Annotated in this window: 20 protein-coding genes; 5 read left to right on the top strand and 15 right to left on the bottom strand. The window is 62.4% G+C overall.

Annotation, left to right across the window (positions count from 1 at the left end):
• The first annotated feature begins 92 nt into the window (after window positions 1-92).
• Both B5525_RS02040 and B5525_RS02045 read left to right on the top strand, forming a co-directional pair.
• Complete coding sequence (locus tag B5525_RS02040) at window positions 93-1,223, top strand: GTP cyclohydrolase II (protein ID WP_172899802.1); 1,131 nt, start codon at window positions 93-95, stop codon at window positions 1,221-1,223.
• A gap of 196 nt (window positions 1,224-1,419) precedes the next feature.
• Entirely contained in the window at window positions 1,420-2,862 is a 1,443-nt protein-coding gene (locus tag B5525_RS02045; RefSeq protein WP_079564386.1) for a hypothetical protein, read from the top strand.
• 265 nt (window positions 2,863-3,127) lie between these two features.
• Here the strand turns inward: B5525_RS02045 and B5525_RS02050 are convergent, their stop codons facing one another.
• Both B5525_RS02050 and B5525_RS02055 read right to left on the bottom strand, forming a co-directional pair.
• On the bottom strand, window positions 3,128-4,081 hold the full coding sequence (locus B5525_RS02050) for a lactate/malate family dehydrogenase (protein ID WP_079564388.1): 954 nt from the start codon (window positions 4,079-4,081) through the stop codon (window positions 3,128-3,130).
• Window positions 4,082-4,168: 87 nt separating this feature from the next.
• A complete protein-coding gene (locus B5525_RS02055; protein ID WP_244567803.1) occupies window positions 4,169-5,104 on the bottom strand; it encodes a helix-turn-helix domain-containing protein in 936 nt (311 codons plus the stop codon).
• Window positions 5,105-5,989: 885 nt separating this feature from the next.
• Here B5525_RS02055 and B5525_RS02060 point away from each other — a divergent pair.
• The gene (locus B5525_RS02060) at window positions 5,990-6,499 is read left to right on the top strand and encodes a Dps family protein (RefSeq protein WP_079564389.1); all 510 of its coding nucleotides are present in this window, start codon (window positions 5,990-5,992) and stop codon (window positions 6,497-6,499) included.
• 55 nt (window positions 6,500-6,554) lie between these two features.
• Complete coding sequence (locus tag B5525_RS02065) at window positions 6,555-7,610, top strand: catalase family peroxidase (protein WP_079564391.1); 1,056 nt, start codon at window positions 6,555-6,557, stop codon at window positions 7,608-7,610.
• Window positions 7,611-7,715: 105 nt separating this feature from the next.
• Here B5525_RS02065 and B5525_RS02070 read toward each other — a convergent pair whose 3' ends face one another.
• Both B5525_RS02070 and B5525_RS02075 read right to left on the bottom strand, forming a co-directional pair.
• Complete coding sequence (locus B5525_RS02070; protein ID WP_154073020.1) at window positions 7,716-8,282, bottom strand: hypothetical protein; 567 nt, start codon at window positions 8,280-8,282, stop codon at window positions 7,716-7,718.
• A 128-nt stretch (window positions 8,283-8,410) separates the two neighbouring features.
• Window positions 8,411-10,726, bottom strand: coding sequence for an FdhF/YdeP family oxidoreductase (locus tag B5525_RS02075; RefSeq protein WP_079564395.1), 2,316 nt, complete (start codon window positions 10,724-10,726; stop codon window positions 8,411-8,413).
• Between the two features lie 268 nt (window positions 10,727-10,994).
• Here B5525_RS02075 and B5525_RS02080 point away from each other — a divergent pair, with 268 nt between their 5' ends.
• The gene (locus tag B5525_RS02080; RefSeq protein WP_079564396.1) at window positions 10,995-12,242 is read left to right on the top strand and encodes an oxalate decarboxylase family bicupin; all 1,248 of its coding nucleotides are present in this window, start codon (window positions 10,995-10,997) and stop codon (window positions 12,240-12,242) included.
• A 36-nt stretch (window positions 12,243-12,278) separates the two neighbouring features.
• Here the strand turns inward: B5525_RS02080 and B5525_RS02085 are convergent, their stop codons facing one another.
• The 11 genes from B5525_RS02085 to fumC form a co-directional block, all read right to left on the bottom strand.
• Window positions 12,279-14,279 carry an ATP-binding protein gene (locus B5525_RS02085; protein WP_079564397.1) on the bottom strand — a complete coding sequence of 667 codons (2,001 nt, stop codon included), beginning with the start codon at window positions 14,277-14,279 and terminating at the stop codon, window positions 12,279-12,281.
• A gap of 405 nt (window positions 14,280-14,684) precedes the next feature.
• On the bottom strand, window positions 14,685-15,074 hold the full coding sequence (locus B5525_RS02090; RefSeq protein WP_079564398.1) for a response regulator transcription factor: 390 nt from the start codon (window positions 15,072-15,074) through the stop codon (window positions 14,685-14,687).
• Between the two features lie 85 nt (window positions 15,075-15,159).
• Window positions 15,160-15,819 (bottom strand): response regulator transcription factor, encoded by a 660-nt coding sequence (locus tag B5525_RS02095; protein ID WP_079572811.1) that lies wholly within the window; start codon window positions 15,817-15,819, stop codon window positions 15,160-15,162.
• A gap of 281 nt (window positions 15,820-16,100) precedes the next feature.
• Entirely contained in the window at window positions 16,101-17,441 is a 1,341-nt protein-coding gene (locus B5525_RS02100; RefSeq protein WP_244567804.1) for a threonine/serine ThrE exporter family protein, read from the bottom strand.
• Window positions 17,442-17,476: 35 nt separating this feature from the next.
• A complete protein-coding gene (locus tag B5525_RS02105) occupies window positions 17,477-18,505 on the bottom strand; it encodes an FUSC family protein (protein WP_172899803.1) in 1,029 nt (342 codons plus the stop codon).
• A 103-nt stretch (window positions 18,506-18,608) separates the two neighbouring features.
• Window positions 18,609-19,595, bottom strand: coding sequence for a cytochrome d ubiquinol oxidase subunit II (gene cydB, locus B5525_RS02110; RefSeq protein WP_079564402.1), 987 nt, complete (start codon window positions 19,593-19,595; stop codon window positions 18,609-18,611).
• Window positions 19,596-19,597: 2 nt separating this feature from the next.
• Complete coding sequence (locus tag B5525_RS02115) at window positions 19,598-21,010, bottom strand: cytochrome ubiquinol oxidase subunit I (protein WP_079564403.1); 1,413 nt, start codon at window positions 21,008-21,010, stop codon at window positions 19,598-19,600.
• Between the two features lie 19 nt (window positions 21,011-21,029).
• The gene (poxB, locus tag B5525_RS02120) at window positions 21,030-22,766 is read right to left on the bottom strand and encodes a ubiquinone-dependent pyruvate dehydrogenase (protein WP_079564405.1); all 1,737 of its coding nucleotides are present in this window, start codon (window positions 22,764-22,766) and stop codon (window positions 21,030-21,032) included.
• An 11-nt stretch (window positions 22,767-22,777) separates the two neighbouring features.
• Entirely contained in the window at window positions 22,778-24,337 is a 1,560-nt protein-coding gene (gene mqo / locus B5525_RS02125; RefSeq protein WP_079564407.1) for a malate dehydrogenase (quinone), read from the bottom strand.
• 54 nt (window positions 24,338-24,391) lie between these two features.
• Window positions 24,392-24,796, bottom strand: a complete 405-nt coding sequence (locus B5525_RS02130) for a hypothetical protein (RefSeq protein WP_079564408.1) — start codon at window positions 24,794-24,796, stop codon at window positions 24,392-24,394.
• Window positions 24,797-24,831: 35 nt separating this feature from the next.
• Window positions 24,832-26,268, bottom strand: coding sequence for a class II fumarate hydratase (gene fumC / locus B5525_RS02135; protein WP_079564410.1), 1,437 nt, complete (start codon window positions 26,266-26,268; stop codon window positions 24,832-24,834).
• Window positions 26,269-26,278 lie beyond the last annotated feature (10 nt).

Genomic DNA, 26,278 nt, shown 5'->3' on the forward strand with positions numbered 1-26,278 from the left:
CATCATCCCACAAAAATCGTCTATTTGCGACTGGAATGATGCGGGGTGAACGGTGTTCCACGGTCACGACCCAGGAACAGAAAGTATGGGCAATGATTGAGATACCGACCGGCGCGCGCTCGGCCTTATTCGGTGGAAAAGGGCACACCAGCGTCAGCCGCGGCCTCGCCGAATTCCACGCGCGGCGGCCCGTTCTCGTTACCGCAACGGGCGAGGCGATGCTCGCATTGCCGGTGGAGGGCCTCGACCGGCAGCGGCTTTCCGAATTCGCCGCGCTCTGCGCACCGATCATACCACGTCTCATTATCACGGAATGGCGTGCGCTGGCGCTCGGGCTGAAGGCGTCAACGCCGATGGCATTGGCGCTGTCGGCGGGCGACGACGCACACCGCATTCTCGCGCTCGTTGCCGACGCGAGCGCCGATCGCGTGCCGGCGGCAAGGCCGGCGAGCCGGGCGGCCATTGCTGCCGTTCAGCTCATCAAGATATCGCACGGTTTGCCGGCCGTGCTCGCGGCGGATGTCGCCGGCCACGCCGCCGCGTGCGACGAGAACATCATCCGGGTTGAGGCGGATACCGTGGCCCGCTTCGCCGATGACGCCATTGGTTCGCTCATCGTGGCGAGCGAGGCCTCGGTGCCGCTCACCTCGGGCACCTCGACCCGCTTTGTCGTATTCCGCGACGCCATCGGCGGCAGCCCGGTCGCCATCATCGTCGGGAAGCCTGACTTCAGGGCCGCCGTTCCGGTGCGGCTGCATTCCGCCTGCCTGACCGGCGACGTGTTCGGTTCGCGGCGCTGCGACTGCGGCGATCAGCTTCGACTCGCGCTGGTGCGGCTCGAGGAACTCGGGGGTGGTGTCATTCTCTATCTGGCGCAGGAAGGCCGCGGGCTTGGGCTCGCCAACAAGATGCGGACATACCGGTTGCAGGACCACGGCCTCGACACCATCGACGCCAACACAACGCTCGGCTTCGACGACGACGAGCGCGATTACGGCATCGCCGCACGGATGCTGGAGATGCTGAACTGTACGCGGATCGTGTTGCTCACCAACAATCCGGCCAAGCTCGACGGCCTCGCCGGCGCCGGCATCGACATCGCCGGCCGGATGCCGCTGGAAGCGCCGATCAATGCCGACAACCGCCGCTATATGATCGCCAAGGCGGAGCGTTCCGGCCACCGCTTCGATCCCCTGGCGGCCTTGCTGGCCAACCCGTCCTAGGCGACAAGGGGCTCTGCGTGGAATCATGAGGGCGTACACCGCGGCCTCATGGTTCGAGACGCGCGGCGTTGCCGCGCTCCTCACCATGAGGATCTAAGACCTCATCCTGAGGAGGCGCGAAGCGCCGTCTCGAAGGATGAAGCCACCGAACTGGATAATGCTCCAGCCCCACGCGGTTTGAGGAGATTTCGGCAGCATGTCGTGGCCCACTGTCCGTTCCGGCGCCGACATGTTGCGCGCTCTCGTGATCGGAACGGGCCTCGTCTGGTCGGTCGCGTTCGTCGCCGTCGGGCTGGGCTATGGGCTGGAGCTCTACGCCGACGGGGCGATGTTTTCCTACGCCGTCGCGGCGCAGGACGTCTGGGCGTTCCACTGGCACAATATCTCCGGCCGCATGTCGGTGTTTTTCCTCACTTTGCTGCCGGCGGAAGCCTATGTCGGACTGACTGGCAACCCCCGCGCCGGCATCGTCGTCTACGGGCTATTGTTCTATTTCGCGCCGCTCGCGGGACTGATCGGCACGTTCGCGGCCGACCGCTCGCGCGGCCGCATCATCTTCGCCTACGCCTGTTGCTCGACCGCCTTGCTCTGCCCGCTGATCTTCGGCTTCCCGACCGAGATGTGGCTGGCGCACGCCGTGTTCTGGCCGGCGCTCGCCATCAGCCATTACGCGAAGCGGACTACCATCGGAACGGCGCTCGCTTTCGTCATGATGCTGACGCTCGCGTTCACCCATGAGGGCGCGCTGGTGCTGGCAATCACCATCGTCGCGACGCTGGCCCTGCGTGGCTTGCGCGACGCCACCTTTCTGCGCGCGGCGGCAATCCTGATCGTGGTCCTGGCGATGGCAGTCGCCACGAAAATCCTGCTTCGGCCCGACGAATACTATGCCGGCGTGTTCCTGCGGGCTGCCCTGCACTTCTTCGATTTCACCATCTTTCAGGTCGCCATCGTCGTGCTGCTGTTCGCGGTACTCGCCGGATACGGAATTCTCTTCCTGGTGCTCCCGCGATTGGCGGTGGACCGAGCCTGTCTTTATGCCGCCGTCCTCGTGGCGATCGTGCTGGCGACATACTGGCTACGGTTCGATCACGCCATCCATGCGAGCAGCCGCTATTACCTGAGAACGGTGCTGGTGATCGTCACGCCGGCGTTCGGCGCGGTCGCCGCGCTGAGCGCCATGTCCGGAGATGGCCGGCTTGCCTTCCCCTCGTCAAGCCTGACGCGGGCAATGACCACGCTGCGAGACCGGGCGGCGCTCCCGCTTGCGGCCATATTCATGCTCCTGACGCTGGTGCATGTGGTCGAGACCGGAAAATTCGTCGCGGCATGGCGGGACTACCGGGCCGCAGTCACGGCGCTCGCAATCGGCAACGAATCCGATCCGGTACTCGGCGATTCCCGCTTCGTCTCGTCAGACCGGATTGCCACCGATTTGAACCGGCTATCCTGGTTTTCGACCACGCCATATCTGTCGGTGGCGCTTGCGAACTTCGCCCCGAACCGGCTCGTGATCGACCCCGCCGGGAATTATTTCTGGCTGTCCTGCGCCACGGCAACGGCCAATGCGAAAGCCGCCCGTGCCACGCCGGAGGCCGGCCGCGATCTCATCCGCATCTATTCGTGCCTGCATCGCTAGGACGCGCATTCAACTCCAACTTGATTGGGACGGCTTGGTCGACGCCCGCTATGGCCCGCTGGCGCTCGGCGGAAGATTGATGACGCCCCTTGCGCCGTCGATCATCGCGGGCATCCTTGCGGCCGCCGTCGTCCTCGCTCTCGTCATGGACCAGGTAAAGGTATGGCTCTTCGTCCGCTTCAAGATGGCGTGGGGCAGGAATCAACTTGTCTTCAGCATCAGTTCCGCGATCGACAGGTCCGGTCGTGCCGGCCGCAAGAAAATTTCAGGATGGTTGCAGCTCGGATCTTCTTATCTGGCCGAGCGCCGCCTTGAGCGTATCGACGCTGCGCAACAAGCCCCGTCGCTCGTCCATGGACAATTCCGGATCCAATGTCCGAACCACCCCTTCCCGGCCGACGATGCTTGGCAGCGAAAGCGTTACCCCGTATTCGGGGCTGTAACAGCCGATCGGAATCGCGACACGCTCATCGCGCAATATGATTTCCGCAATGCGCGCCGAGACCATACCGATGCCATGCTGGCTGGCGCCAATGCCCTCGATGATGGAGATGTTGGCGTATCGGACCTCGTCCTCGACGTCGCTGCGAAATTTGTCAAAATCGTTGTCGCGCTGCTGTGAAAGCAGCGCCTGGATCGGCACGCCGGCGATATGGGCCGAAGACCATATGAACACCTCGGACGTACCGTGTTCTCCCAATACCTGCGCGCTGACCGAGCTTGCACTGACGCCGAACCGGCGCGCCAGATGAAATCGAAAGCGCAGACTGTCGAGAAATGTCCCGGTGCTCAGCACCCGGCCATGACCCATCAAGCGCGTTGCGTCGGCCAGTGGATCCGGCGGATCGGTAACGACCAGCACCATCGCCTCGGGCTCAACCGCATCGAGCCGCGAAATGACATCCCGGTAAACGCCGACATTGGTATCGAGCAGCCGCAGCCTGCCGGCCGGATCACCTCGATTTGTCGCTCCGCCGGTTTTTTCATTGACGCCCGCGGTGACCATCACCAACGCGGCGCCCTTGAGATCGGCGTAGTCGCCCGCGCGAATCACGACCGATGGCGACAGCGTCGCGCCATATTGGACGTCGGTTACCAGCCCGCGCGCCTTCTCCGAGGTTCGATCAATGACGATGATCTCACTTGCACAGCCGCGCATGACAAGGGCTGTCAGACACGCAGAGCCCACCGCGCCGGCGCCAATGATGGCCACCTTCATGCTTATCTCCTCAAGTGGCCGATGCGCGCCGGCCGCTCAGTGCTCGCAAGCTGCGTCGGCGCCCGTACGCAGGTTTCCCATCGGCCGCTACTTGGCGCGCCGAGCGCTGACGCAGTTGGCGTTACGCCATTGATACGGCGTGTCTCCCACGAATCGCTTGAACACCGTGGTGAAATGGGCCTGCGTCTGGAAGCCGACGGTCAGCGCAATTTCGACCAGCGTCATGGTGGACTGGCGCAGCAATTCCTCGGCACGCTGGATTCGCCGCCTCAGAAGGTACTCGTGCGGACGAAAACCCGTCGCCGCCCGGAATTGGGAAGCGAAGTGCATTCGGCTCAATCCGGCGACCGCCGCCAGATCGAGAAGCGTGATTCGGCCCGAGAGATGGTTGTCGACATATTCGACGACGCGCTTGAGACGCCACTTCTGCAACGCCCGCAGCGGCCGCTCGGCATAGCCTTGGCCGGCCTCGGCGGTCTGCTCTTCGGCCCGCTGCGTCTCCGATTGCAGGCCGAGCATCCGGGTAACGATGGCAAGGCGCAGGGCATCGGCACAAATGCCTGTATGACGGTCGTCCGCGAGCTCGGTGGCCGCAAGCGCGTCGGACAGTCGCCTGATGACGGGATCCTCGGGATTCCCGGCGGCAGGGACGCTCCGCGCGGCATCGAAACTGTCGCTGGCATCCGCAACCCGCAGACAAACGCCATCTTCCTCCTGCGGTGCGGATTCCGCGCGCAGGCACCTGGCGTTCAGCGATGCATTGCCTTCGGCGGAGCCGCCTTCACCGGCCCCTCGCGCGGCAATTGCCAGTACAACGTCGAGGTGCTGAAAGGCGAGCGTCATCCTGTCTTCGACGAACGGATGGCTGCGAGACGCAGATCCCGATTCGCCGATGTCATCCAGATAGGCCGTAACAGAAGCGGGACCGGCCGCATTCGGCCGGGATATCGCCCTCTCATAGACCGTCGCGCGATCCGGCGAAGTACCGTTGTTGTCTCGTGGAATTAGCAACTGCTGCGGCATGGTCCAAGCTCCTTGTCGTTGTACGTCGCTGTACTGACCGGAAGCCGGATGCCTTCAGAAGCAAAGGTGCGAACGAAGCCGGAGATCCGAGGCCCGTCTGGGCCGCTCATTTCCGCAATCGTGATCGCATCTCTTCTCGTCGACCCATTCCGGCTTGTGCGTATGCAGAATACCGAACGCAGCCGGATGCTCCATTCTACGGGCGTTTTGAATAAGTATATCGTTGGCTAGGCACATCATACCTTGGTATCTGCCAGTCGATTCATCCCCATTTGACGTGCGTTCTTGGAATACCAGCGATCTCTCCGCACACTAGCGTTGCTTACGCGACGTATGCACATGCTAGCATCGCGGCCATCGACGGGAGTCAGTTTCTCGGGAGCGCCCGGATTACTTCTGGTCGTCAGCTTCACCGGTTACGCGTCTCTGTTAGCCGGCGCCGGCGGACGTGGTGTGCCCCCCCGCCAGCGCTCAGATCATGGCGCCTGGCGTGCCGCAGCCTCACGGCATAGGCGGAACTTCACCTTTCACCCTGGGGTGAGGCTCGACCGTCCCGCCGGTCGGAGTTCCGCTGGGATCCACTGAAGTCGCGACCCCAGGCCTCAGTCCAGCCGCGCCCTCTACACGACACCGGTGGTCTACCTCTATCTCGACGCCCTTGGCGCATGGCTCGCCCGAACCCACCAGAATCCCGCGAGGAAAGCTGTCGCGCCCGCCGCAGAGTGAGGCGCGAGCCTGCGACAGCTCCGCACCGGGCGCTCACGGGAACGTGTCCGCAGGACACGCTCATGCAAATGCGAAAGACACTCCGCTGGCCGGAAGCCAACCTGCAAGGCTACGGCTACCGGCCTCCCCCGGTTGAAGCCACTTTTCAGGAGCGTAACCATGACCGATACCGCCGAAGCCCGAAAATCCGCCGCCCTGAAAACACCGTCGGATGTCGGCAAGAACGCGACGCGGGACATTCCCGCGGCCCTGCGCGCCCTGCTCGCGGACGCCTTCGCGCTCTACCTCAAGACCAAGAACTTTCACTGGCATATGTCGGGACCGCATTTCCGCGATTACCATCTGCTGCTCGACGAGCAGGGCGAGCAGATCTTCGCGATGACGGACGATATCGCCGAGCGCGCGCGCAAGATCGGCGGGACGAGCTTGCGTTCGATCGGCCACATCAACCGCCTGCAGCGCCTCCTCGATAACGATGCCGAGTTTGTCACGGCCGAAGACATGCTCGCGGAACTACGTGACGACAACAAGCAATTCACCAAATACCTTCGTGAAACCCACGCACTTTGCGACGAATATGAGGATGTCGCGACCGCGAGCCTGATCGAGAACTGGATCGACGAATCCGAGCGCCGCACCTGGTTTCTGTTCGAAGCCACGCGCCGGTGAGGCGCACCCGCGCCATTCAAATCGACGCCATGCGTCCGGCATCCGGGAGCGCTCGATGTCCGATGAAAACAAGGGCCGAGCCGTCCTCGGCATGGTCGCGGGAGATGCGGTGCAGGCAGTCGCCCCGTCCTCGTTGATTTGGCCGGCTGCCGGGCCCGCGCCGAACGGCGAGGCTGCCGAAGGCGCGCGCGAAGTGACCGCTGAGCAGGTCGTGAATGCGCTGGAAGGCGTCTACGGTGTCAATCGAGGCAAGCGGCGAAACCATACCAAGGGGTTCGGCGCGCTCGGCAGTTTTGTCGGCGCGCCCGAGGCCGCGGCATATTCGCGCTCGGCGCTTTTTTCCGGGCATGAGATCGAGGTCGTCGCGCGATTTTCCGTGGCGGGCGGCGACCCCGAGGCATCCGACAGCGAAAGGAGCGCGAGAGGGTTGGGTCTGGAATTCCGGTTGCCGGGCGGCGGGCTGCACCACATCACGATGCTTCACACCCCGATGTTCTTTGCGACGATTCCCAAGACGTTCCTCGACAAATTCCTCGCGCTAAAGCCGGCTCCTGCGACCGGCAAACCCGACCCTGAAAAGATCAAGGCCTTCCTCGACGCCCACCCCGACAACACCTCGCAGTTTCATTTCCTCGAGACCAACAACCCACCGGCAAATTACGCCAACTGCGCGTTCTACGGCATTCACACGTTCAAGTTCGTCAACAAAGACGGCAAGGTCACCATGGTCCGGTGGCGCTTTGCACCCCATGACGGCGAAAGGCCGTTGTCCGACACAGATCTGAAGTCAGCGCCTCGTGACTTCCTTGAACAGGCATTTTTGGCGCGTATCCAGCAGGGCCCGGTGCGCTGGGACATGCTCGTGACCATCGGTCAACCCGGCGACCCAGAGGATGACCCGACGGTTCTATGGCCGAGCGATCGAAAGGAAGTGAAAGCCGGAACTTTGACGCTTTTTTCGGCAATGCCGGATGAAAAGGCCGAAAGCTACGAGATCAGCTTCGATCCGTTGATGATGGCCGACGGGATCGAGCCGACCAACGATCCGGTTCTGCTGTTCCGGTCGCCGGCTTATAGCGTCTCGTACGCCAGGCGATCACGCGATCTGTGATTGGTGAGCCCGCGCGCAATTTTATGCCAGGCAAAAAAAGGCGGCGGACCGTAGGTCCGCCGCCAGTCTTGGCACCCGCAGGGAGGGGGGAGGGACCCGGGTGCCTCAGGGGGTCTGAAAAATCGTATGTGTCGCCAGCCTGGCTGTCGCCGACGGCTGTTCTCGCCTGGCGTTCGGGATGATCGCGTCAGCGAACAGCGGGTGCGGCACGAACAGGAGCGCGACCAGCAGCCGGGTTGCAGAAAGCTCGTTGCCGGCCGTCGGCAGCGCCAGCAATGCGCACTGCCATATCCGCCCGTCCACCACCCAGCTCGCCTGCTCCGCTTCCGGAACCTGAGCCGAAGTGGCCCTGACGCATACGCGCCGCAATTGACCACGGCTCGGCTGCGGAAACGCCGACAGCCGATGGCCGCGATGGTCACCACCACAAACCGTGCTGAGCGCCGCGCCCCATTTCGGAAACACGAAGTCAGCGCCCTGATCGATCACGACGGCTTCGGCGATATTAGCCTCGAAGGCTCCAAATGCAGCCAGATCCCCGCTGTCCGTCGAGCTGGCGGAACCGCACACAAACCGCTCGAACCATTTTGACCCGATCCACATCGAAGCCTCCAGCAGCTCGGACCTTTCGAGCCTTTGCGGGGCGGCCTGACGCTGACTGATCGGACTCATTTCACGGCTCCGTGCGGTTCCATGCGACTGTCTTTCCTGGATCATTCAACAACCATGCGATCAAATTGTATTTCGAATAGGCCCGCCTGCTTTTTCAAAGGAACGGCTCCATGGAGCGGGCGATCACATCATCCTTCGCCGTCGAGATCGCCTTCACCGGGCGAGCCGGAGCGCACGATGCGGATAGGTACGCCTTTGGCGGAAGGCGTGAAGCTCAAGGGATCGTGTGCATAAAGCGGAATCAGCGGATTGGTCTCGGGATAGTAGGCAGCGCAACATCCGTCCGGAAACGAGTAGCCGACCACGCTAAAGTTGCGCACCGCCCTCTCGACTCCGTCGGTCGACAGCGTGACCAGATCGACACGGTCGCCGGCCGCCAGTCCGCGCCGCTTCATTTCCCGCTCATTGAGAAACACCACATCGCGCTGGCCGTAGACGCCGCGATAGCGATCTGACATCGAATAGAGCGTGCTGTTGTATTGGTCGTGGCTGCGCACCGTGGTTAGCCACAGTGCCTCCGGATCATTCTGCTGGGGATCCTCGCCGAGACCGTCGAAGATCAGGAAATTCGCCTTTCCCGACGGTGTCGCCCAGATGCGCTCGCGGGCCGTCGAAGTAAGATGGAATCCGCCGGGAACCCGGATGCGCGCATTGTAGCCCTGGAAGATCGGGAACACATCCTCGATCGCATCGCGGATGCGGTCGTAGTCGGCAACCAGATTGTCCCAGTCGACGACGGAGCGGGCACCGAGCGTCGCACGCGCCACGCCGGCGACGATGGCAGGCTCGCTCAGAAGGTGCGCTGAGGCGGGCGTGTTGCGGCCGGCGGAGGCATGCACCATCGACATTGAATCTTCGACCGTGATCGACTGCGGACCGGTCGCCTGGATGTCGATCTCGGTGCGTCCGAGACACGGCAGGATCACGGCGTCCCGCCCGTGAACGAGGTGACTGCGGTTGAGCTTCGTCGAAACGTGAACCGTCAGGTCGAGACTTCGCAACGCCGCCTGCGTCGTTTGCCAATCCGGTATCGCAGCCGCAAAATTGCCGCCCATGGCGAAGAATACCTTCACCTCGCCGCGGATCATCGCTTCAAGCGCGGTGACGACGTTGTGGCCGTCCGCCGCCGGAGGCTTGAAGCCGAAGCGGTGCTCCAGCCTCCCGAGAAACTCCTCGCCAGGCACTTCGGTAATTCCGACCGTGCGATCGCCCTGCACGTTCGAGTGACCGCGAACCGGACAGAGGCCGGCCCCCTCGCGTCCGATATGGCCGCGCAGCAAAGCAAGATTGGCGAGCTGCTGCACATTGCACGCACCACGCCGATGCTGCGTGATGCCCATGCCGTAGACGATGATCGCGCGCTCCGCCTTCATGTAGACGCGCGCGGCGTGTTCGATTTCCGCGCGGGGTAGTCCGGATTGGCGCTCGATCGCATCCCACTGGGTCGCCCGCAGATCGTCGGCCAGGGCCTCGATCCCGGTCGTATGGCCCCGGATGAAATCCCAGTCCAGGATCTCCGGCTGTTCGCTGGCGCGCGCGGTGTCATCGGCTTCCACCATGACTTTCATCAGCCCCTTCAGCACGGCGATGTCGCCGCCCACGCGCACCTGGTAAAGCCTGGAACTGATCTGCGTCGAGGTCAGCGTCGCCATCTCGATCGGGCTCTGGGGCGCCTGGAACCGTTCAAGAGCCCGCTCGCGGAACGGATTGAAGGAGATGATGGCCGCACCCCGGCGCGAGGCGTTGCGCAGGCTGGTCATCATGCGCGGGCTGTTGGTGCCCGGGTTCTGCCCGAGAATGAAGATACAGTCGGTCTTGTCGAAATCCTCCAACAGGACGGTTCCCTTGCCGACGCCAAGCGACTGCGGCAGGCCGACACTCGTCGCCTCGTGGCACATGTTCGAACAGTCGGGAAAATTATTGGTGCCGTATTCGCGCACAAAGAGCTGGTAGAGAAACGCAGCCTCGTTCGAGGTGCGGCCGGAGGTGTAGAACTCGGCCATGTTCGGATCGGGAAGCGCGTTCAGGTGGCGGCCGACGATCGCAAAGGCCTCGTCCCAGCTGACCGGAAGATAGCGGTCCGACGCAGCATCATAGGCCATCGGGTGGGTGAGACGGCCCACCATCTCGAGTTCGTAGTCGCTCCAGCCGGAAAGCTCGGTGACGCTGTGTGCCGCGAAGAATTCCGGTGTGCAGCGCTTGGCGGTCGCTTCCCACGCGACGGCCTTGCCGCCGTTTTCGCAGAACTCGAACGATGATGTGTGTTTCGGATCCGGCCAGGCGCAGCCGGGGCAGTCGAACCCTTGGGGTTGATTCATGCGGCTCAGGGTCGCCGCGCCCTTTATCGCAACACCCTGTTCGACAAGATGTTCGCTCAAAGCCTTGAGTGCCCCCCATCCGCCGGCCGGTTGATGATAGGGACGAATGGCTTTTCTGTCGGACATCGAAAAACACCTTTGAAAGAGAACGATCGCCGCTCGAGTAGGGAATGCTACCGGCGAAGAGTCTTTCAGGAATGATCCGCATCTTTCCGGATTGCACACCAAGCCGTCCGCTCACCTGCTGCGGCGTGCGGTAGTGCATTCCTGAAAAAGCGTCGTCGTTTGCGGAAGCTAACAGACGAGCGGCTGCCTAGATTGTCGTAATCACGGCGCTGTCGGAGAATCGCGTTTTGGCGACGCCGAACAATTCCATCTATGGGAGTGATAGCCTATGTTCTCGAGACGAGACGTGCTGGCGGGTTCAGCCGCGGCAGCGGCAATGACGGCATCTGCGGCGCGAGGCGCCACCTTCGGCAACCCCGACGAGCCGCCGCAGGGCGCGGTCAATGCCAAGGGTCCGGGAAATCTGGCCGACCCCGGGCCGCAAAATCCCGCGATCGGCAATCAGTTTCCCTCCGCGCAGTTTCCACCGGCAACGGATGTCGGCGGCTTGCCGATGGACTGGGCGTCGTTCAACAACGCGCCCAAGCGCGTTCAGAACGGGGGCTGGGCACGTCAGGTCACGGTGGAAGATTTCGCGATTTCGAAGGAGATATCCGGCGTCGACATGCGCCTGACCGCCGGCGGCATCCGCGAGCTGCACTGGCATCAGGCCGCCGAGTGGGCGATCATGACGTATGGCAATTGCCGCGTGACGGTGCTCGATGCGCAAGGCCGGCCCTATGCTGCCGACGTGAGCGCGGGCGATCTCTGGTATTTTCCCGCCGGTGCGCCGCATTCGCTGCAAGGGCTCGGCCCGGACGGCTGCGAATTCGTCATTTGCTTCGACGACGGCCACGCCAACGAATTCAACACATTGCTGGTATCGGACTGGTTCGCGCATACGCCACCCGAGGTGCTGGCCAAGAATTTCGGCGTGCCCGCGGAGACATTCGCCAAGATTCCGCTGCACAATCTCTGGATCTTCCAGGGCACCGTGCCCGGCGACCTGGCCGCGGATCGGGCCGCCATCAGCAGGAACGCGGCCGCCCCGCCCCATCCGTTTGTTTTTCCGCTGGGATCTTCGCAACCAGTGAGGCAATCCAGCGCCGGGGACATACGCGTCGCCGACAGCAGCAACTTCAACGTCTCCACGACGGTGGCCGCAGCGCTGGTAACGGTTAAACCCGGCGGCGTGCGCGAGATGCATTGGCATCCCAATGCCGATGAATGGCAATATTACCTCAAGGGCAAGGCGCGCATGACGGTTTTCGACACCGGCCCGAACGCGTTGACAATGGACTTCAACGCCGGCGACATCGGCTATGTCAGGCGCAATCTCGGACATTACGTCGAGAATGTCGGCGATACCGACCTGCAGTTTATCGGCGTGTTCCGCGCGCCGCGCTACGAAGAGGTGTCGCTGTCCAACTGGCTGACGCATACGCCGCCGGCACTGGTGGCCCAGCATCTCAACATCGACGTAGCCACCATCGCGAAGTGGCCCGACAATGGCCCAGGCATCATGCCGAAATCGTGAAAGCATTGGGGTACGGACGAAGCGGATGGGTGCGCGTTAGGTATCTTCGTCGCATTGCGGCAACGTGAACTGAAAGGTTGCTCCCTGGCCGGCGTTGCCGGATGCAGACAGTCGCCCGCCATGGGCTTCGATGATCGACCGGCAGATCGATAGCCCCAGACCCAGGCCATTCGACTTGGTCGTGAAGAACGCATCAAACATCCGGTCCGCATTCTCGGCGGAGGAAATGCCGACGCCACGGTCCTCGACCGTGACCAAGACCTGGCTCACGTTGTCCCGCTGCGACCGAATCGTCAGCTCGTGCGGCCGGTCTGACACCGATTGCATCGCTTCGACACCGTTCATCACCAGATTGATGATGACCTGCTGCAACTGGACCCGATCGGCGCAGACCATCAATGCCGCCGGCGCAAGCTCCATCCGCAGCGACACCCGGCTATCGGACAGCTGCCGCTGCACCAGGGCTCGGACCTCGTTTACAACTTCATTGATGTCGAGCCTTGTCTTCTCGCCGCCTTTTTTGGCCGCCAGCGCCCGGACGCGCCCGATCACATCGGCGGCGCGACTGCCGTCGTTGATGATCCATTCCACAGAGCGGCGCGCCGCATCCATGTTGGGGCTATCGCTGCTGAGCCAGCGCAGGCAGGCCTCGGCATTGGCCATGATCGCGGCGAGCGGCTGATTCACCTCATGGGCGATCGAGGCCGCCAACTCGCCGAGCGTGGTCACACGGGTGGCATGCGCCAGGTTGGCCTGCGCCTCTTGCAGGGCGGCCTCCGCCTGCTCTGCGCGAACCGTGGCCGATATGTCGCTCGCGACGCCCCGGTAGCCGAGGAAAACGCCGGCCGAATTGAAAACGGGCCTGCCGCTGGCGGCAAGGTAGACCGGCGAGCCATTCGCCTTCATCGACCTGAACCTGAAGTCGCGAAAGGCGGCATGCGCGTTCAGGATGTCGCGGTGAAGCCGCCACTTCTCCGGTTCTTCCTCAACGTCGCAGGCCGCCTCCCATATCGTCATACCGATACTACCGGAGACGGCGGTGGATTTCCGGGACACACTAACGAGACGATGGTCCGGGCCGGTTTCCCAGAACCAGTCCGAGGCCGTCTCGGCAAAATCGCGGAAGCGCTGCTCGCTCTGCCGCAACTCTTCCTCGGCCTTTTTGGTCGCGGTGACATCCATCACCGCTCCGACAAACCGGACGTTGCCGGATTCGTCTCGCGAGGCGTGAGCCAGGGCACGAATATACTTCACCGCGCCATCCGGCATCAGCAATCTGAATTCATGATCGAAATCCCTGCCGTCGCTGGAGGCAAGATCGATCGTCTGTTGCGCGAGAGTCCTGTCTTCGGGATGAACGCGTTGAATGGCAGACGCGAGATCAGGTTTTGTCGTTCGATCGTACTGGAAGATCCGAAAGGTTTCCTCCGACCACAAGAGCTCGCCGGTGGCGAGGTTCCAGCCGAAACTGCCGGTCTGGCTCAGGCGTTGGGCTTCGGCCAAATACATTTCGCTATGCAGCAGCCTGGCCTCGATCCGCCTTTGGTCTTCGAGCGCCGCCAGCAAATCGTTGCGAGAGCGCCGCAGAGACCTTGTCGCGGTTCTTTGTGACGCACTTAGCCAATTCACGAACAGGGCCACGGCCAGGAACAGCGCCAAGCGTGGCAGCTGCTTTGAATCGACAGTGAACGCATCGATTGGGGGAACCAGATAATAATCGAAAGCCAGCAAGCCGAGCACCGTCGCTAACAATCCCGGGCCAAAACCGCCGAACCAGGCGACGACCATGATCGCGCAAAGGAAGAGGGATACGAACGGTTCAATGTGCAGGAACGTCACCGCGGCTTTCGAGGCGGCCAGTGCGACGGCCATCGCCAAAACCGCAATCGCATAGCGCGAGATCGTGGACGACCAGGGCGCAACGCCTGCGATCGGTTGTCCGGAGAACAATACGGGCCGTGACCAGGTCGCCGCTTCTGGCGGTCCGACAAGCAGGTCCGACGCGCCCGCATCGTTTTCATTCTGGCCCCGGAGCATACCGAAAGCTACCTCCCACGGCACGTTCAAATATTGCGCTCTTAAATTGCCCTGATTGCGAGTGTGACACCAGCATTCGAAGACATCCCTGCTCCAACCGTTCGGACTACCGACAACGGGTCACCGAAGCGGGCACTCATCCTCCCTGCACGTCTTCGTTGTCTTGTGACATTGAAAAATCTCGGTTTTTTGATTGGCGCATTTCACAAAAAATTCAGATGGCGGCTTCATCCCCGTCCATGACGACGATGTCCGCTGACTTAGGGGTCCGCCCCGTCTTTTCCAACTAAATACGCATTTAGTTTCGGGGCAAACGGGCTGGAAGGGCGTGGCGGAGGGTATCGAGGCTTGCAGACGATGGTCCGGGAGGCCCGCAAAGTTTGCTGCCGCGAGGTGGTCGGAAACCTAAGGGTCGGCGGTTCCATCGCCCGGCCGCAGGGCCTGTTCCAGGCACGCAATGAGATGCCCTCTGTCGAAAGGCTTGGTCAGAAATCCCAGCGCTCCGGCGCTGAATGCCCGCGCGCGGATGCGTTCGTCGGGGAAGGCCGTTATGAAGATGAACGGCACGCGCTGATCCCGGCTGCGCAGATGTACCAGAAGTTCGACGCCGCTCATGGCCGGCATATTGACGTCCGCAACCACGCAGGCGGTGGCGTCCATATGATCCGACCGCAGGAACTCTTCTGCCGACTCGAAGGTATGCACGACGTAGCCGAGCGACTGCAGCAGATTGCCGATCGCGGCGCGAATGGAAGCATCGTCGTCGATGATTGATATCAACGGAAGCAATTTCATCCCCACTGGGACAACGGAGAATTTGCGGTGCGGGAAACTGCGCCGCGGGACGGGCTTGTGAAATTATACTTAGGTTTCTACGCGCTCACGGATTCGCCCGGTCGATTCCGATCGCCTCGGCCATCCTGACCAAATCAGCCAGCGACCTCGCGCCCATCTTCTTCATGACGCGCCCACGATGGACCTTCACGGTAATCTCGGCGACCCCAATCTCGGCTGCTATCTGCTTGTTCATAAGCCCGGCGGCGACCATCGCCAGCACTTCGCGCTCGCGTTGGGTCAGGGTTTCGAAATGGGTTTGCAGGCTCGAGATAGTCTTCCCTTGTTCGCGTCTTCTGCGGTCCCGCTCGATCGCCGTCGCCACGGAATCGAGCAAATCCTGGTCGCGAAACGGCTTGGTCAGGAAGTCGATCGCCCCGCCCTTCATCGCCCTGACCGTCATCGGGATATCGCCGTGGCCCGTCACAAAGATAATCGGAATATGGATGTTGGCCTTGGCCAGTTCGTTCTGAAGGTCCAGGCCGCTTAGCCCCGGCAATCTGATGTCCAGCACGAGGCAGCTGGCAATATCCGGAAGCTTACTCTGGAGCAGTTCGGCGGCGGACCCGAACACCTGTACGTTCAAGCCCACCGAGTGAAAGAGATTGGCGAGCGCCCGGCGCACGCCGTCGTCGTCGTCGACAACGAAGACAATCGACTCCGGTGCTCCTACGAGGTCACGAGGTGACGTGGCGTGTGCGGTCAGCTGCCAACTCCGATGCAACGGTTAAATGAACTGAAACATTCTAGCAGCCGTTTGGCCGGAGGCCTTTGGAATCTTGTTCCAAATTCCCCGGTCATCGCTCCCATGCAAGATTAGGATACCTTAGGAAGATCCGCAACTCGATGCCGGTGGCGACGCCTACCGGTTTTGACGGATTCGTGACCCAGGTGCCGCAGCCCGCCCGGTTCCCCCGGCTATCCCGAATGCCCGGCCGATCCGGTGAACGCCACGAGGTCCAATAATCCGGCACGATCGGCGGCGCGCTACCGCCGGCCGCCAGAGCCGGACTTGGCAAGATCGGGATACAAGAACTCGATGCACATTTTCGGAACGATCAGGCCGAAGGCCATAGCCAGCATGACCAGGATCGCCGTCGTTCCATCGGCGATCGTCGTGCGCAGCACGTCAAACGACGCCTTGTTGCCGAGCGAGAGCAGATCGACCAGCCCGCCAGCCATCCGGAACAGGAATCCCCCCGGGATCAGCGAGACGACGGATGCGAAGGCAAACGCCGCGAAAGGCAGCCGCATTCGATCGGCAAGCGGCGTTACGATAATTCCGACCACGAGACAGGCAGCGAGCGCCCCGGTCGCGGCACCCACGCCTGCAAACGATATCATGGCCCAGCGTGACGCGTGCGCGAACATTCCGATCGCGATCGGAATCGGCAGCATCCGCCACGGCATCGCAAAGAACGTTCCGTAGGCCGCGACCGCGACACCCGCCGCGATCACGTCATAGCCGAACGGCACCGGCTGCGACGGCGCCGAGACCGGCAGGCCCACGCCGCCGAGCCACAGGCCGCTCAAAAGGCCTGTGCAGATCATGAGGATGATCAAGCCTGCATAAGCGAGTCGCGAAGCGCCCAACCCGATCCGCGCCCGCGCCAGATCGATCGTGCCATTCAGGAGATGGGGACCGGGCACCAGGATCATGCAGGGACAGACCGCAACGAGACGCAGGCTGGAGCTGAACTGCAACCGGGCGGCGACCGCGCCGATGGTGCCGGCGAGCAGCGCCGCGCAGAGGGGCTGAACAAACGGATTGTGGCCCATTCCCGACAACCACCGACGAAGGCAAGCCCCAGCGCCAGCGCTGACCGCGATCAGCGCCAGGCTCAACAGGTGAGCCGCCCCGAAAATGACGCCGAGTGCCGCCGCGCCGGCCGCCGCCAGCAGCGCAAAGCGCGTCAGCGAGACCGGCGGAAATCGCGCAATCGTATCGAGCGCCGAACGCGCGGTTTCCGCGTCCAGGCGGCCGTCGCAGACCTCATCGATCACGTCGGTCGCGGCGGCTACTTTGCGCATATCCACCCCCAAAGGCGCGCAGCCGACGATTTCGTAGCGCGGGACGCTGGCATCGTCGATGCGGATGGTCAGTTCGCCCCAGTGCGGGAAGACGGTCGCGCGAAATCCCATGGCGTCGGCAAGCCGGCCGCTGGCGGTTACGATTTTCTCAGTGGATTGACCGTTTTCGAGCAGCAGCTTGGCGACGTGCGGTAGCAGGGCCAGCTGTTCCGCCGACGCCACCTGCGCCTGCCGCCCAACGACCACCGAGCCCTGGTCCGGACCACCGCCGTTGTTGGACATCTCTGCGTTGGCCACCGCCGGTTCTCCCATCTGTCAGCCGCCCATCGGCGTCACGCGGCGATCAGGCGCCGCGATCGACGCCGTTCGGAATGGTCGGCGATGCAGCGTTCGAGGTCGTTGAAATTCCGGCGCAACTGCTCGAGCGCGAAGGCGAGCGTAAAAATGCGTTCGACCACATCGACCGGCAAGTCACGTACAGGATTCTGGTGCCGCAGAATGCCCATTTCCGCGGCGTATTCGTCGAAGGCTGCATCGAGGATCGGATCGGACGCCATGCGTTGGCGCCCCACAAGTGCAACGCTGCTGGCGCGCAAATAATCCACCGCGGCATCGCAGATGCGGGTGAGCAGCGGCCCGAGTTGAAGCTGTAATTCTGCCGGCAATTGCACAGAGGCGGCCCGCCCTATCATGACGAAGTCGTGCCGCAATCTCAGCAGCGTCCGCACCAGCGGTGCAAGATCGCGCTCGGCGGTCAAATAAGTCATCCTCTCGTGCGTTCCTTCTGCCGCAATGGCGTCCAGCCCGGCATAGGCCCCGCCTATTTTTTCCTGAATGCGGAGAATGGCCGCCCGATCCAGGCTTCGAGAAAGCCCCTTGAACAGATGGGGCAGTAGGTGTGCCATGAGAGCAAGCATGCGACCGCCCGCGTCGATGGCCAAGTCGTAGGCCCGGGCCGGCAGCACTGCGAACGACACGACGAGACCAACGACGCATCCGACGCCAACCTCAACCACCCGTTCGAATGCGGACGCGATCGGCCCCAGATGGGTAACCGTCGGAGCCAGGACGACGAGGACCGCCGTGAACGGCCCGGCGCTGAAGCGAGGATTTTCCGCGGCGACCAGAGCGACGGGCACAAGGGTAACCGCGAGAACCACACCGAGCCCGATTTCGCCGTCGTGAGGGATCAGCGCGCCGACCACGCCGGCGAACAGCGCGCCGCCCAGCGTCCCCGCCAGATAATCGGCGGTAGCCTTGAGCGATCTGCCGACGCTCATCTGCGTCAGGACGACGGCCGTCAATACCGCCCATAGCGCAAAGCGGAGGTGAAACAGTTGGGAGACCACCAGGGTCAGCACGGCGGATGCGCTGACCCTCAAGCACAGCCTTAGCTCCGTGCGATGGCTCCAGGGCCAGCCCCGAAGCCATCGCCCGAGTGTTGCGACGGAATTCATGCCCGCATCAATAATGGCCGGAGATGGATCCGACCTTGCCGCCGAAAACGCGGTAGCCGATCGCCATGTAAAGCAGCATGAGCGGGAAGACGAAGAGCCCCTCGCCCCAGAACATGAACGCAAGGGTGGAGTGCGGCGCCGCCGCATCGTCGATGGTGATGACGAACGGGATCATGTAAGGCCAGAACGAGAACGCCAGCGTCCCGAACGCCGACACGAAGATGGTCGCAACCATGTAGAACGGCCAATAATCGTTGTGGTGCAGGATGCTGGCCGCGAGCACGATCGCCGCAACCGCGCCGATCGCCGGGAACACAAACAGATACGGCCTGTCGATCCATCGATGCAGGATCGGAAGGTGTATGGCAAGTGCATGGATGAAGACGAGCGCCAGGAACGCCAGCACACCGATCGCAAGCACGGGAATCTGGCGGCGGGCCACGTCACGGACCTCGCCCTCGCATTTCCTGACCAGCCAGCAGGCGCCAAGCAGGGAATAGCCGAGGCAAAGTCCGACGCCGCACAGCACCGAAAACGCCGTGAACCATCCGAACATGCCGCCGGAATATTGACCATTGGTGAATTGCAGCCCCTCCACCAGGGCGCCGACCGTTACCCCCTGCATGAACGTCGCAACCAGCGACCCGCTGGCGAAACTCAGATCCCAGATCCAGCGCAGCCGCTGGGTCTTGTTGCGAAACTCGAACGCCACACCGCGCAGGATCAGCCCCAGCAGCATGACGATCAGCGGAAAATAGAAGGCGGATAGCAGCGTCGCGTAGACGACCGAAAACGCGCCATACAGAATTACACCGCTGACCACCAGCCAGGTTTCGTTGCCGTCCCACACCGGCGCGACCGCGCTCAGCATTTGGTTTCGGTTCGCCGCGTTTTTCGTCAGGCCGAACAGGATGCCGACGCCGAGATCGAAGCCATCAAGCAGCAAGTAGATCAGAATACTGATGGCAAGAAGCGAGACCCAGAACGTGACCATATCTATTCTCCCGCGCCGACGTAGCTTTTCGCGACGAGCGGCTCCTTCTCGGCGAGCGACATCGGCCGATTGGGTAGTGCGTCGTCTGGAAGCTTGATTGCGGGTCTGGCGGGACCGCTACGCAGCAGCCAGTAGATGTAAAACGAGCCGAACGAGAAGATGAAGAGATAGATCGCGCCGAAGAGGATGAGCGTCGTCAACGCGGCAGGCGCCGTCAGGAACGGCGTCACGGCGTCGGCCGTCCGCAATAGGCCATAGACCGCCCAGGGCTGGCGACCGATCTCGGCCGTGTACCAGCCGGTGAGGATGGCGACGAAGGGCAGAGGAAAGCCGAGAAAGATCATCCAAAGCAGCAGGCGGTTTCGTTCGATGCGACGTTCGACACTCAGGTAGGATCCGAACCAGGCCAAGGCCAGCATGACCATTCCGCAACCGACCATGATGCGGAAGGTTAGGAACGGGATCAGTACCGGCGGGCGATCCTGTGGCGGGAAGTCGGTCAATCCGATTTCCTTCGACGTCAGGCTCATGCTCCCGATGATGCTGCCGAGAATCGGAATCTTGATCTCGTACCTGTTTGATTCCGTCGTCGGATCGGGGATCGCGATCAGCACCTCCGAGGCCGGCTGCTCGTCATGCCACCTGCCCTCGATCGCAGCGAACTTGGCTGGCTGATGCTCGTGGACGTAATCGCCTACGAAATGTCCAAACAATAGTTGGGCCGGAACCAGCACGGCCGCGAGGAACAGTCCCATACGAAGCATGACCCGCGCCTCGGCGTGATAAACATTTCGCAGCAGGTACCAGGCGCCGGTCGCCGCAACGCAGAAGGCACCGGTCAGGTAGGCGCCCAGCACCATGTGCGAAAAGCGCACCCACACCACCGAATTGAGAACGATTTTGGTCCAGTCATTGGGGACGAAGTCGCCATTCTGCACGACATAGCCGACCGGCACCTGCATCCAGGTGTTATTGGTCATGATCCAGAACGCCGAAAGCGTTGTTCCCAGCGACACCATCGCGGTCGAGAACAGATAGAACCACGGCGGTACACGGGGCCGGCCGAAAATCAGGATGCCGAAGAAGCCGGCTTCCAGCGTGAAGGCTGTGAATGTTTCGTAAGACAATAGCGGCCCCTGGATCGGTCCGGACATCTTCGACAGCACGCTCCAGTTCGTGCCGAACTGGAAGGCCATCACGACGCCCGACACCACGCCAAGGCCGAACGCGATGCCGAATATCTTGAGCCAGAACTCGAAGAGGACACGGTACACCGGGCGGTCGGTTTTGAGATGCATCGCCTCGAGGACAGTGAGCCAGGCGGCAATCCCGATGGTGAAGGCCGGGAAGATGATATGGAACGAGATGGTGAAACCGAATTGTATCCGTGACAAAAGAAGAGCGGTGGCATCCATTGCAAAGTTCCCTCTCCGCTCAGGCCCAAAGGTTTGACCGGGCGAGATCGACGAGATCGTCGCCGCGGCCGCTGAAGACAGCTTTCACCATGTAAAGCGTGAATCCCTTGGCCATTTCAGTGGTGATGGCGGGTGGAATGGGGAGCACGGTCCGGCTTACCACCGCATCGACCAGCACCGGTCCGTCATGGGCGAGCGCGGCGGCGATGCCCTCGTCGACGTCCGCAGGGTCCTCGAGCCTGATCCCGCGCACGCCCGCCGCTTCGGCCATAGCGGCAAAGTTAGGATTCTTGAAGCTGGTGCCGTAGTCGAGAAAGCCGGAGGATTTCTGCTCGATCTCGATGAAACCGAGCGAGCTGTTGTTGAACACCACGACCTTCACCGGCAGTCCGAGTTGCGCGAGACTCAGAAAATCGCCCATCAACATGGTGAAGCCGCCGTCTCCCGACAGCGAGATCACCTGCCGGCCCGGAAACGCGGTCTGCGCGCCAATCGCATGCGGCATGGCATTGGCCATCGAGCCATGCCAGAATGATCCGATCAGCCGCCGCTTGCCGTTCATGGCCAGGTAGCGCGCGGCCCAGACCGTTGGGAGACCAACATCGCAGGTGAAGACGGCGTCCTGCGACGCCTGATCGCTGATCGCCTTGGCAACCTGCTGCGGGTGGATCGGCTTGCGGCCGGGTTTGCTGACGGCAAGTCCGTCGAGCTCCTTGCGCGCCTTCCGGTAATGTTCCGTCGCCCGGGCGAGATGGGTGCCGTCGCGCTCCCTGTTGATGAGCGGCAGGACACTTTCCAGCGTCGCGCGAACGTCGCCCACCACGCCAAGATCGACCGGCGTGCGGCGGCCGATCTGACCGGGCCGCACATCCACCTGAGCGATGCGCACCCCCGCGCCACGCGGATAGAACTGGCGATACGGAAAATCCGTGCCGAGCATCAGGAGAATGTCGCAATCGAGCATGGCATAATAGCCGGACGAGAAACCGATCAGGCCGGTCATGCCGACATCGAACGGGTTATCCCACTCGACATGCTCCTTGCCCCGGAACGCATGCACGATCGGCGCCTTCAGGCGATCGGCCAGCGCGAGCAGCTGATCGTGCGCGCCCTGGCATCCCGAGCCGCACAACAAGGTCACGCGGCCGTCGCTGTTGAGGAGCGCCGCAAGCCGTTCGACTTCGGTGTGTGCCGGCAGCGCGACGGCCGGGCTGGGCAGCAGGCCGGCTGCCTTCGGCGGCGGCGCGTCCGAGGCGGGCTGAAGCGCGACATCCCCGGGAATGACCACGACCGAGACGCCGCGATTGCCGACCGCCTGCCGGATCGCGATCTCCAGAACGCGCGGCATCTGGTTCGCTCCCGAAATCAGCTCGCAATAATCGCTGCACTCCTTGAACAGCGCTTCCGGATGGGTTTCCTGGAAATATCCGGCGCCAAGTTCCGCCGACGGAATCTGCGCTGCGATGGCCAGCACGGGCACGCGAGAACGCTGGCAATCGAACAGACCGTTAATAAGATGGAGGTTTCCCGGACCGCAACTGCCGGCGCAGACGGCGAGTTCTCCCGTCAGATGCGCCTCGGCACCGGCCGCGAAGGCCGCGACCTCCTCGTGGCGCACATGAATCCACTCGATCTTGCCCTGGCGGCGAATCGAGTCGGTCAGGCCGTTCAGGCTGTCGCCGACGATACCGTAGATCCGCTTGACGCCGGCGGCGGCAAGGGTTTCCGCAAACTGATCGGCAACTGTTTTGGCCATCACGATTCTCGCTATGCCCGGGCTTTGGATTTTGATTTTGCTCGTGTCGCGGACGGACCGCCGGCGATGGCGGATGCGTCGATGTTCTCGATTTTCAGAGCCTGCGCGGTCTCCGCGCGGACGCGCTGGAGTAATTCCGCGTCCTCGATCAGCGAAACCCCGTAAGATGGGATGATCTCCCGCAGCTTCGGCAGCCACGCGCTTTCGGTGAGCTCGCCACCGAAACATTTCTCCAGCACGCTAATCGCGATGAAGGCGGCCGTGGACGCGCCCGGCGACGCTCCCAGGAGCGCGACCAGCGAGTGATCCGCCGCGCCGACGAGTTCAGTTCCAAACTCCAGCAAGCCGCCACGTTTGACGTCCGGCTTGATAGTCTGAACGCGTTGGTCCGCGACTTGCAGCTTCCAGTCTTCAGGCTTGGCGTTGGGGAAATACTCGTCCAACGCAGCCAGCCGGTGACTCTCGGACTGAAGGACTTGTCCAATCAGATATTCCGTGAGGTCGAAATTGTCGCGGGCCACCGACAGCAGCGGCTTTATGTTGGCCGGCCTCAGAGATTCGAATAGATCCAGCAGCGAGCCTTGCTTCAAGAATTTAGTTGAGAAGCCAGCGTAGGGACCGAACAGCAGCGAATGCTGGCCGCCGATGACCCGGGTGTCGAGATGGGGCACCGACATTGGGGGCGAGCCCACCGCCGCCTTGCCATAGACCTTGGCATGATGGCGCTTGTTGATCGCGGGATCGTCGCAGCGCAGCCAAATACCGCTGACGGGAAAGCCAGCATAGCCGTGCCCCTCGGGAATGTCGGATTTCTGCAGCAGGGGCAGCGCGCCGCCGCCTGCGCCGATGAACACGAATTTGGTCTTTACCGATCGTTTTGCGCCGCTTTCGAGGTCGTGTACCTCGACACGCCAGCGACCTCCCTCCTCGCGGGCGAGGCCGGTGACGCGGTTTCGGTAATGCACTTGACCGCCCGGCTGTCCGACGAGATGACCGACCAGATGATGGGTGAGCGACCCATAATCCACATCAGTGCCGGTGACGATCCGGGTCGCCGCAACGGGCTCATTGTTGGTTCGTCCCTCCATCACGAGCGGTGCCCATTCCTCGATCTTCTTCCCGTCCTCGGTGTATTCCATGCCGTAATAGCATTGGTGCGCGCTCATCGCCTTGAACCTCTTTCTGAGGAACGAGACATTACCGCCGTGAACGAAACTCATGTGCGGCACGGGATGGATGAAGGAACGCGGATCGGCGATTGCGCCTTTGCGCACAAGATAGGACCAGAACTGCCGCGACAGATCGAACTCGACGTTGACCTTTAGAGCCTCGGAGATATCGATGCTGCCATCGGGCCGCTCAGGCGTGTAATTCATCTCGCAGTTCGCGGCGTGACCGGTGCCGGCGTTGTTCCAGGCTTGCGAGCTTTCGAGACCGCAATCCTCAAGGGTTTCAAACATCACAATGGTGAGCGAGGGTTCGAGCTCCTTCAGGAAGACCCCTAGCGTGGAACTCATGATGCCCGCGCCAATAAGGACAACGTCGGGCTCGCTCGTCAATTTGTCCTGCATCGGATTTCTCCCTGTCAGATCGGATAATCGGTTCGCTTTGTTTCCGGCCCTCGATCAGGCCGTAATCCGCTGCGACTTTTGAGCGCGGAACGGCACCCGGGCTCCGGGCTGGAGAACCACATACGCGCGACGCCAGGATGAATCGTCGGTCAGCTTCCAGCTGTGTCCCGAGCCGACGGTGTCCTCGGCGAACAGGATGTCGCCGGGGCGGAGAAGAAAATGCTCGCCCTCGCGGGTCTGGAAATCGAGTGTGCCGCTTAGTGTAATGACGAACTGCCGGGCCGGCGCGGTGTGCCACGCAAACGCGCCGCCCGAGGCCGTTTCCTGAAAAGAGATGGTGGCCACGTCAAGTGTGCCGCTCATCAAATCGCCGCGCTGACCCGGCTCCAGGTCGATGACGCCCTCCTCAAAATGAGAACCCTGGTCGTCGCCGGTCCATAAATGTACGCATCTGATCATCTGCTTGCTCCTGTGGTGTTGTGCCGCCCGCCGTCCTAACGCGCCGACGTGCCGGCGCTGGCGAGATCCGCCTCCTTTGCGACGTAGGGCCTGACCATCTTTGCGGGATCGACGATGCGGTCGAATTCCTGCTCGGTGACGAAGCCGAGCTTCAGCGCGGCTGCCTTGAGCGTGAGATCGTTGTCCATGGCGTAGTGGGCAATCCTGGACGCCCTGTCGTAGCCGATCACCGGCGCCAGCGCTGTCACCAGCATCAGCGAGCGGTCGACATATTCCTTGATCTTCTTCTCGTTCGGCCTGGTCCCCTCGACGAGAAACTTGCGGAAATTGGTGCAGCCGTCGGTGAGGATCGTGATCGAATGCGCGATGTTGTAGATCATCAGCGGCTTGTAGACGTTCATTTCGAGATAGCCGCCGGCGCCGCCGAAGCCGACGGCAACGTCGTTGGCCATCACCTGCACGGCGATCATCGTCAACGCCTCGGCCTGGGTCGGATTGACCTTGCCCGGCATGATCGACGAGCCCGGCTCGTTCTCCGGAATCATCAGTTCGGCGAAGCCGGCGCGCGGCCCGCACGACATCAGGCGGATATCATTGCCGATTTTGTAGAGCGAGACCGCGAGCGTGCGCAATGTGCCGGAGAGCTGAACCAGCGCGTCATGGGCGCCCTGCACGGTAAACTTGTTCGGCGCGCTGACGAATGGCTGCTGCGTCAGCCTGGCTATTTCGGCCGCAACCGCCTCGGCAAATCCCGGCGCCGCATTGATCCCGGTGCCGACGGCCGTGCCGCCAAGGGCCAACCGATAAACTCCCGTAAGCGCATGGCCGATCCGGTCCAGATCGTCCGCCAGCATGCCGGCGTAACCCGACCATTCCTGGCCCAGGGTGATGGGTGTCGCGTCCTGCATATGGGTTCGGCCGATCTTGACGACGTCGTCCCACTGGCTCGCCTTGGCGGCGATAGCATCGTGCAAGGCCTTTACCGACGGAATGAGACGTCCCGTCACGTTCAGCACGGCCGCGATGTACATCGCCGAAGGAAAGCTGTCGTTCGACGATTGCGACATGTTGACGTGATCATTGGGATGGACCGGCCTCTTGCTGCCGAGCGGCGTTCCGGCAAGCTGGCAGCACCGGTTGGAGATCACTTCGTTCACATTCATGTTGAACTGCGTGCCGCTGCCGGTCATCCAGACGTGCAGCGGAAACATGTCATGATGCTGGCCGCCGAGTATCTCGTCGCAAACATGAACGATCAGTCTATGGGCCTGACCATCGAGCCGGTGGCCGGCGAAATTCGCATTGGCAGCCGCTTTCTTCAGGACCGCGTAGGAAAGAATCATCTCGCGCGGAATCAGATCCTTGCCGATACTGAAATGCTCGAGGGAACGCTGGGTCTGCGCCCCCCAGAGCTTGTCGGCAGGGACGTCCACTTCGCCGAGGCTGTCCATCTCCTTGCGAATGTCGTTCATTTGGCCTCTC

It is taken from the genome of Bradyrhizobium erythrophlei (genome assembly GCF_900129505.1).
GTDB lineage: Bacteria > Pseudomonadota > Alphaproteobacteria > Rhizobiales > Xanthobacteraceae > Bradyrhizobium > Bradyrhizobium erythrophlei_D.

Bases quoted from the DNA above. Each gene is read 5' to 3' on its own strand.
- B5525_RS02040 (WP_172899802.1), top strand. From the start codon at position 93: ATGATTGAGATACCGACCGGCGCGCGCTCGGCCTTATTCGGTGGAAAA.
- B5525_RS02045 (WP_079564386.1), top strand. From the start codon at position 1,420: ATGTCGTGGCCCACTGTCCGTTCCGGCGCCGACATGTTGCGCGCTCTC.
- B5525_RS02050 (WP_079564388.1), bottom strand. From the start codon at position 4,081: ATGAAGGTGGCCATCATTGGCGCCGGCGCGGTGGGCTCTGCGTGTCTG.
- B5525_RS02055 (WP_244567803.1), bottom strand. From the start codon at position 5,104: ATGCCGCAGCAGTTGCTAATTCCACGAGACAACAACGGTACTTCGCCG.
- B5525_RS02060 (WP_079564389.1), top strand. From the start codon at position 5,990: ATGACCGATACCGCCGAAGCCCGAAAATCCGCCGCCCTGAAAACACCG.
- B5525_RS02065 (WP_079564391.1), top strand. From the start codon at position 6,555: ATGTCCGATGAAAACAAGGGCCGAGCCGTCCTCGGCATGGTCGCGGGA.
- B5525_RS02070 (WP_154073020.1), bottom strand. From the start codon at position 8,282: ATGAGTCCGATCAGTCAGCGTCAGGCCGCCCCGCAAAGGCTCGAAAGG.
- B5525_RS02075 (WP_079564395.1), bottom strand. From the start codon at position 10,726: ATGTCCGACAGAAAAGCCATTCGTCCCTATCATCAACCGGCCGGCGGA.
- B5525_RS02080 (WP_079564396.1), top strand. From the start codon at position 10,995: ATGTTCTCGAGACGAGACGTGCTGGCGGGTTCAGCCGCGGCAGCGGCA.
- B5525_RS02085 (WP_079564397.1), bottom strand. From the start codon at position 14,279: ATGCTCCGGGGCCAGAATGAAAACGATGCGGGCGCGTCGGACCTGCTT.
- B5525_RS02090 (WP_079564398.1), bottom strand. From the start codon at position 15,074: ATGAAATTGCTTCCGTTGATATCAATCATCGACGACGATGCTTCCATT.
- cydB (WP_079564402.1), bottom strand. From the start codon at position 19,595: ATGGTCACGTTCTGGGTCTCGCTTCTTGCCATCAGTATTCTGATCTAC.
- B5525_RS02115 (WP_079564403.1), bottom strand. From the start codon at position 21,010: ATGGATGCCACCGCTCTTCTTTTGTCACGGATACAATTCGGTTTCACC.
- poxB (WP_079564405.1), bottom strand. From the start codon at position 22,766: ATGGCCAAAACAGTTGCCGATCAGTTTGCGGAAACCCTTGCCGCCGCC.
- mqo (WP_079564407.1), bottom strand. From the start codon at position 24,337: ATGCAGGACAAATTGACGAGCGAGCCCGACGTTGTCCTTATTGGCGCG.
- B5525_RS02130 (WP_079564408.1), bottom strand. From the start codon at position 24,796: ATGATCAGATGCGTACATTTATGGACCGGCGACGACCAGGGTTCTCAT.
- fumC (WP_079564410.1), bottom strand. From the start codon at position 26,268: ATGAACGACATTCGCAAGGAGATGGACAGCCTCGGCGAAGTGGACGTC.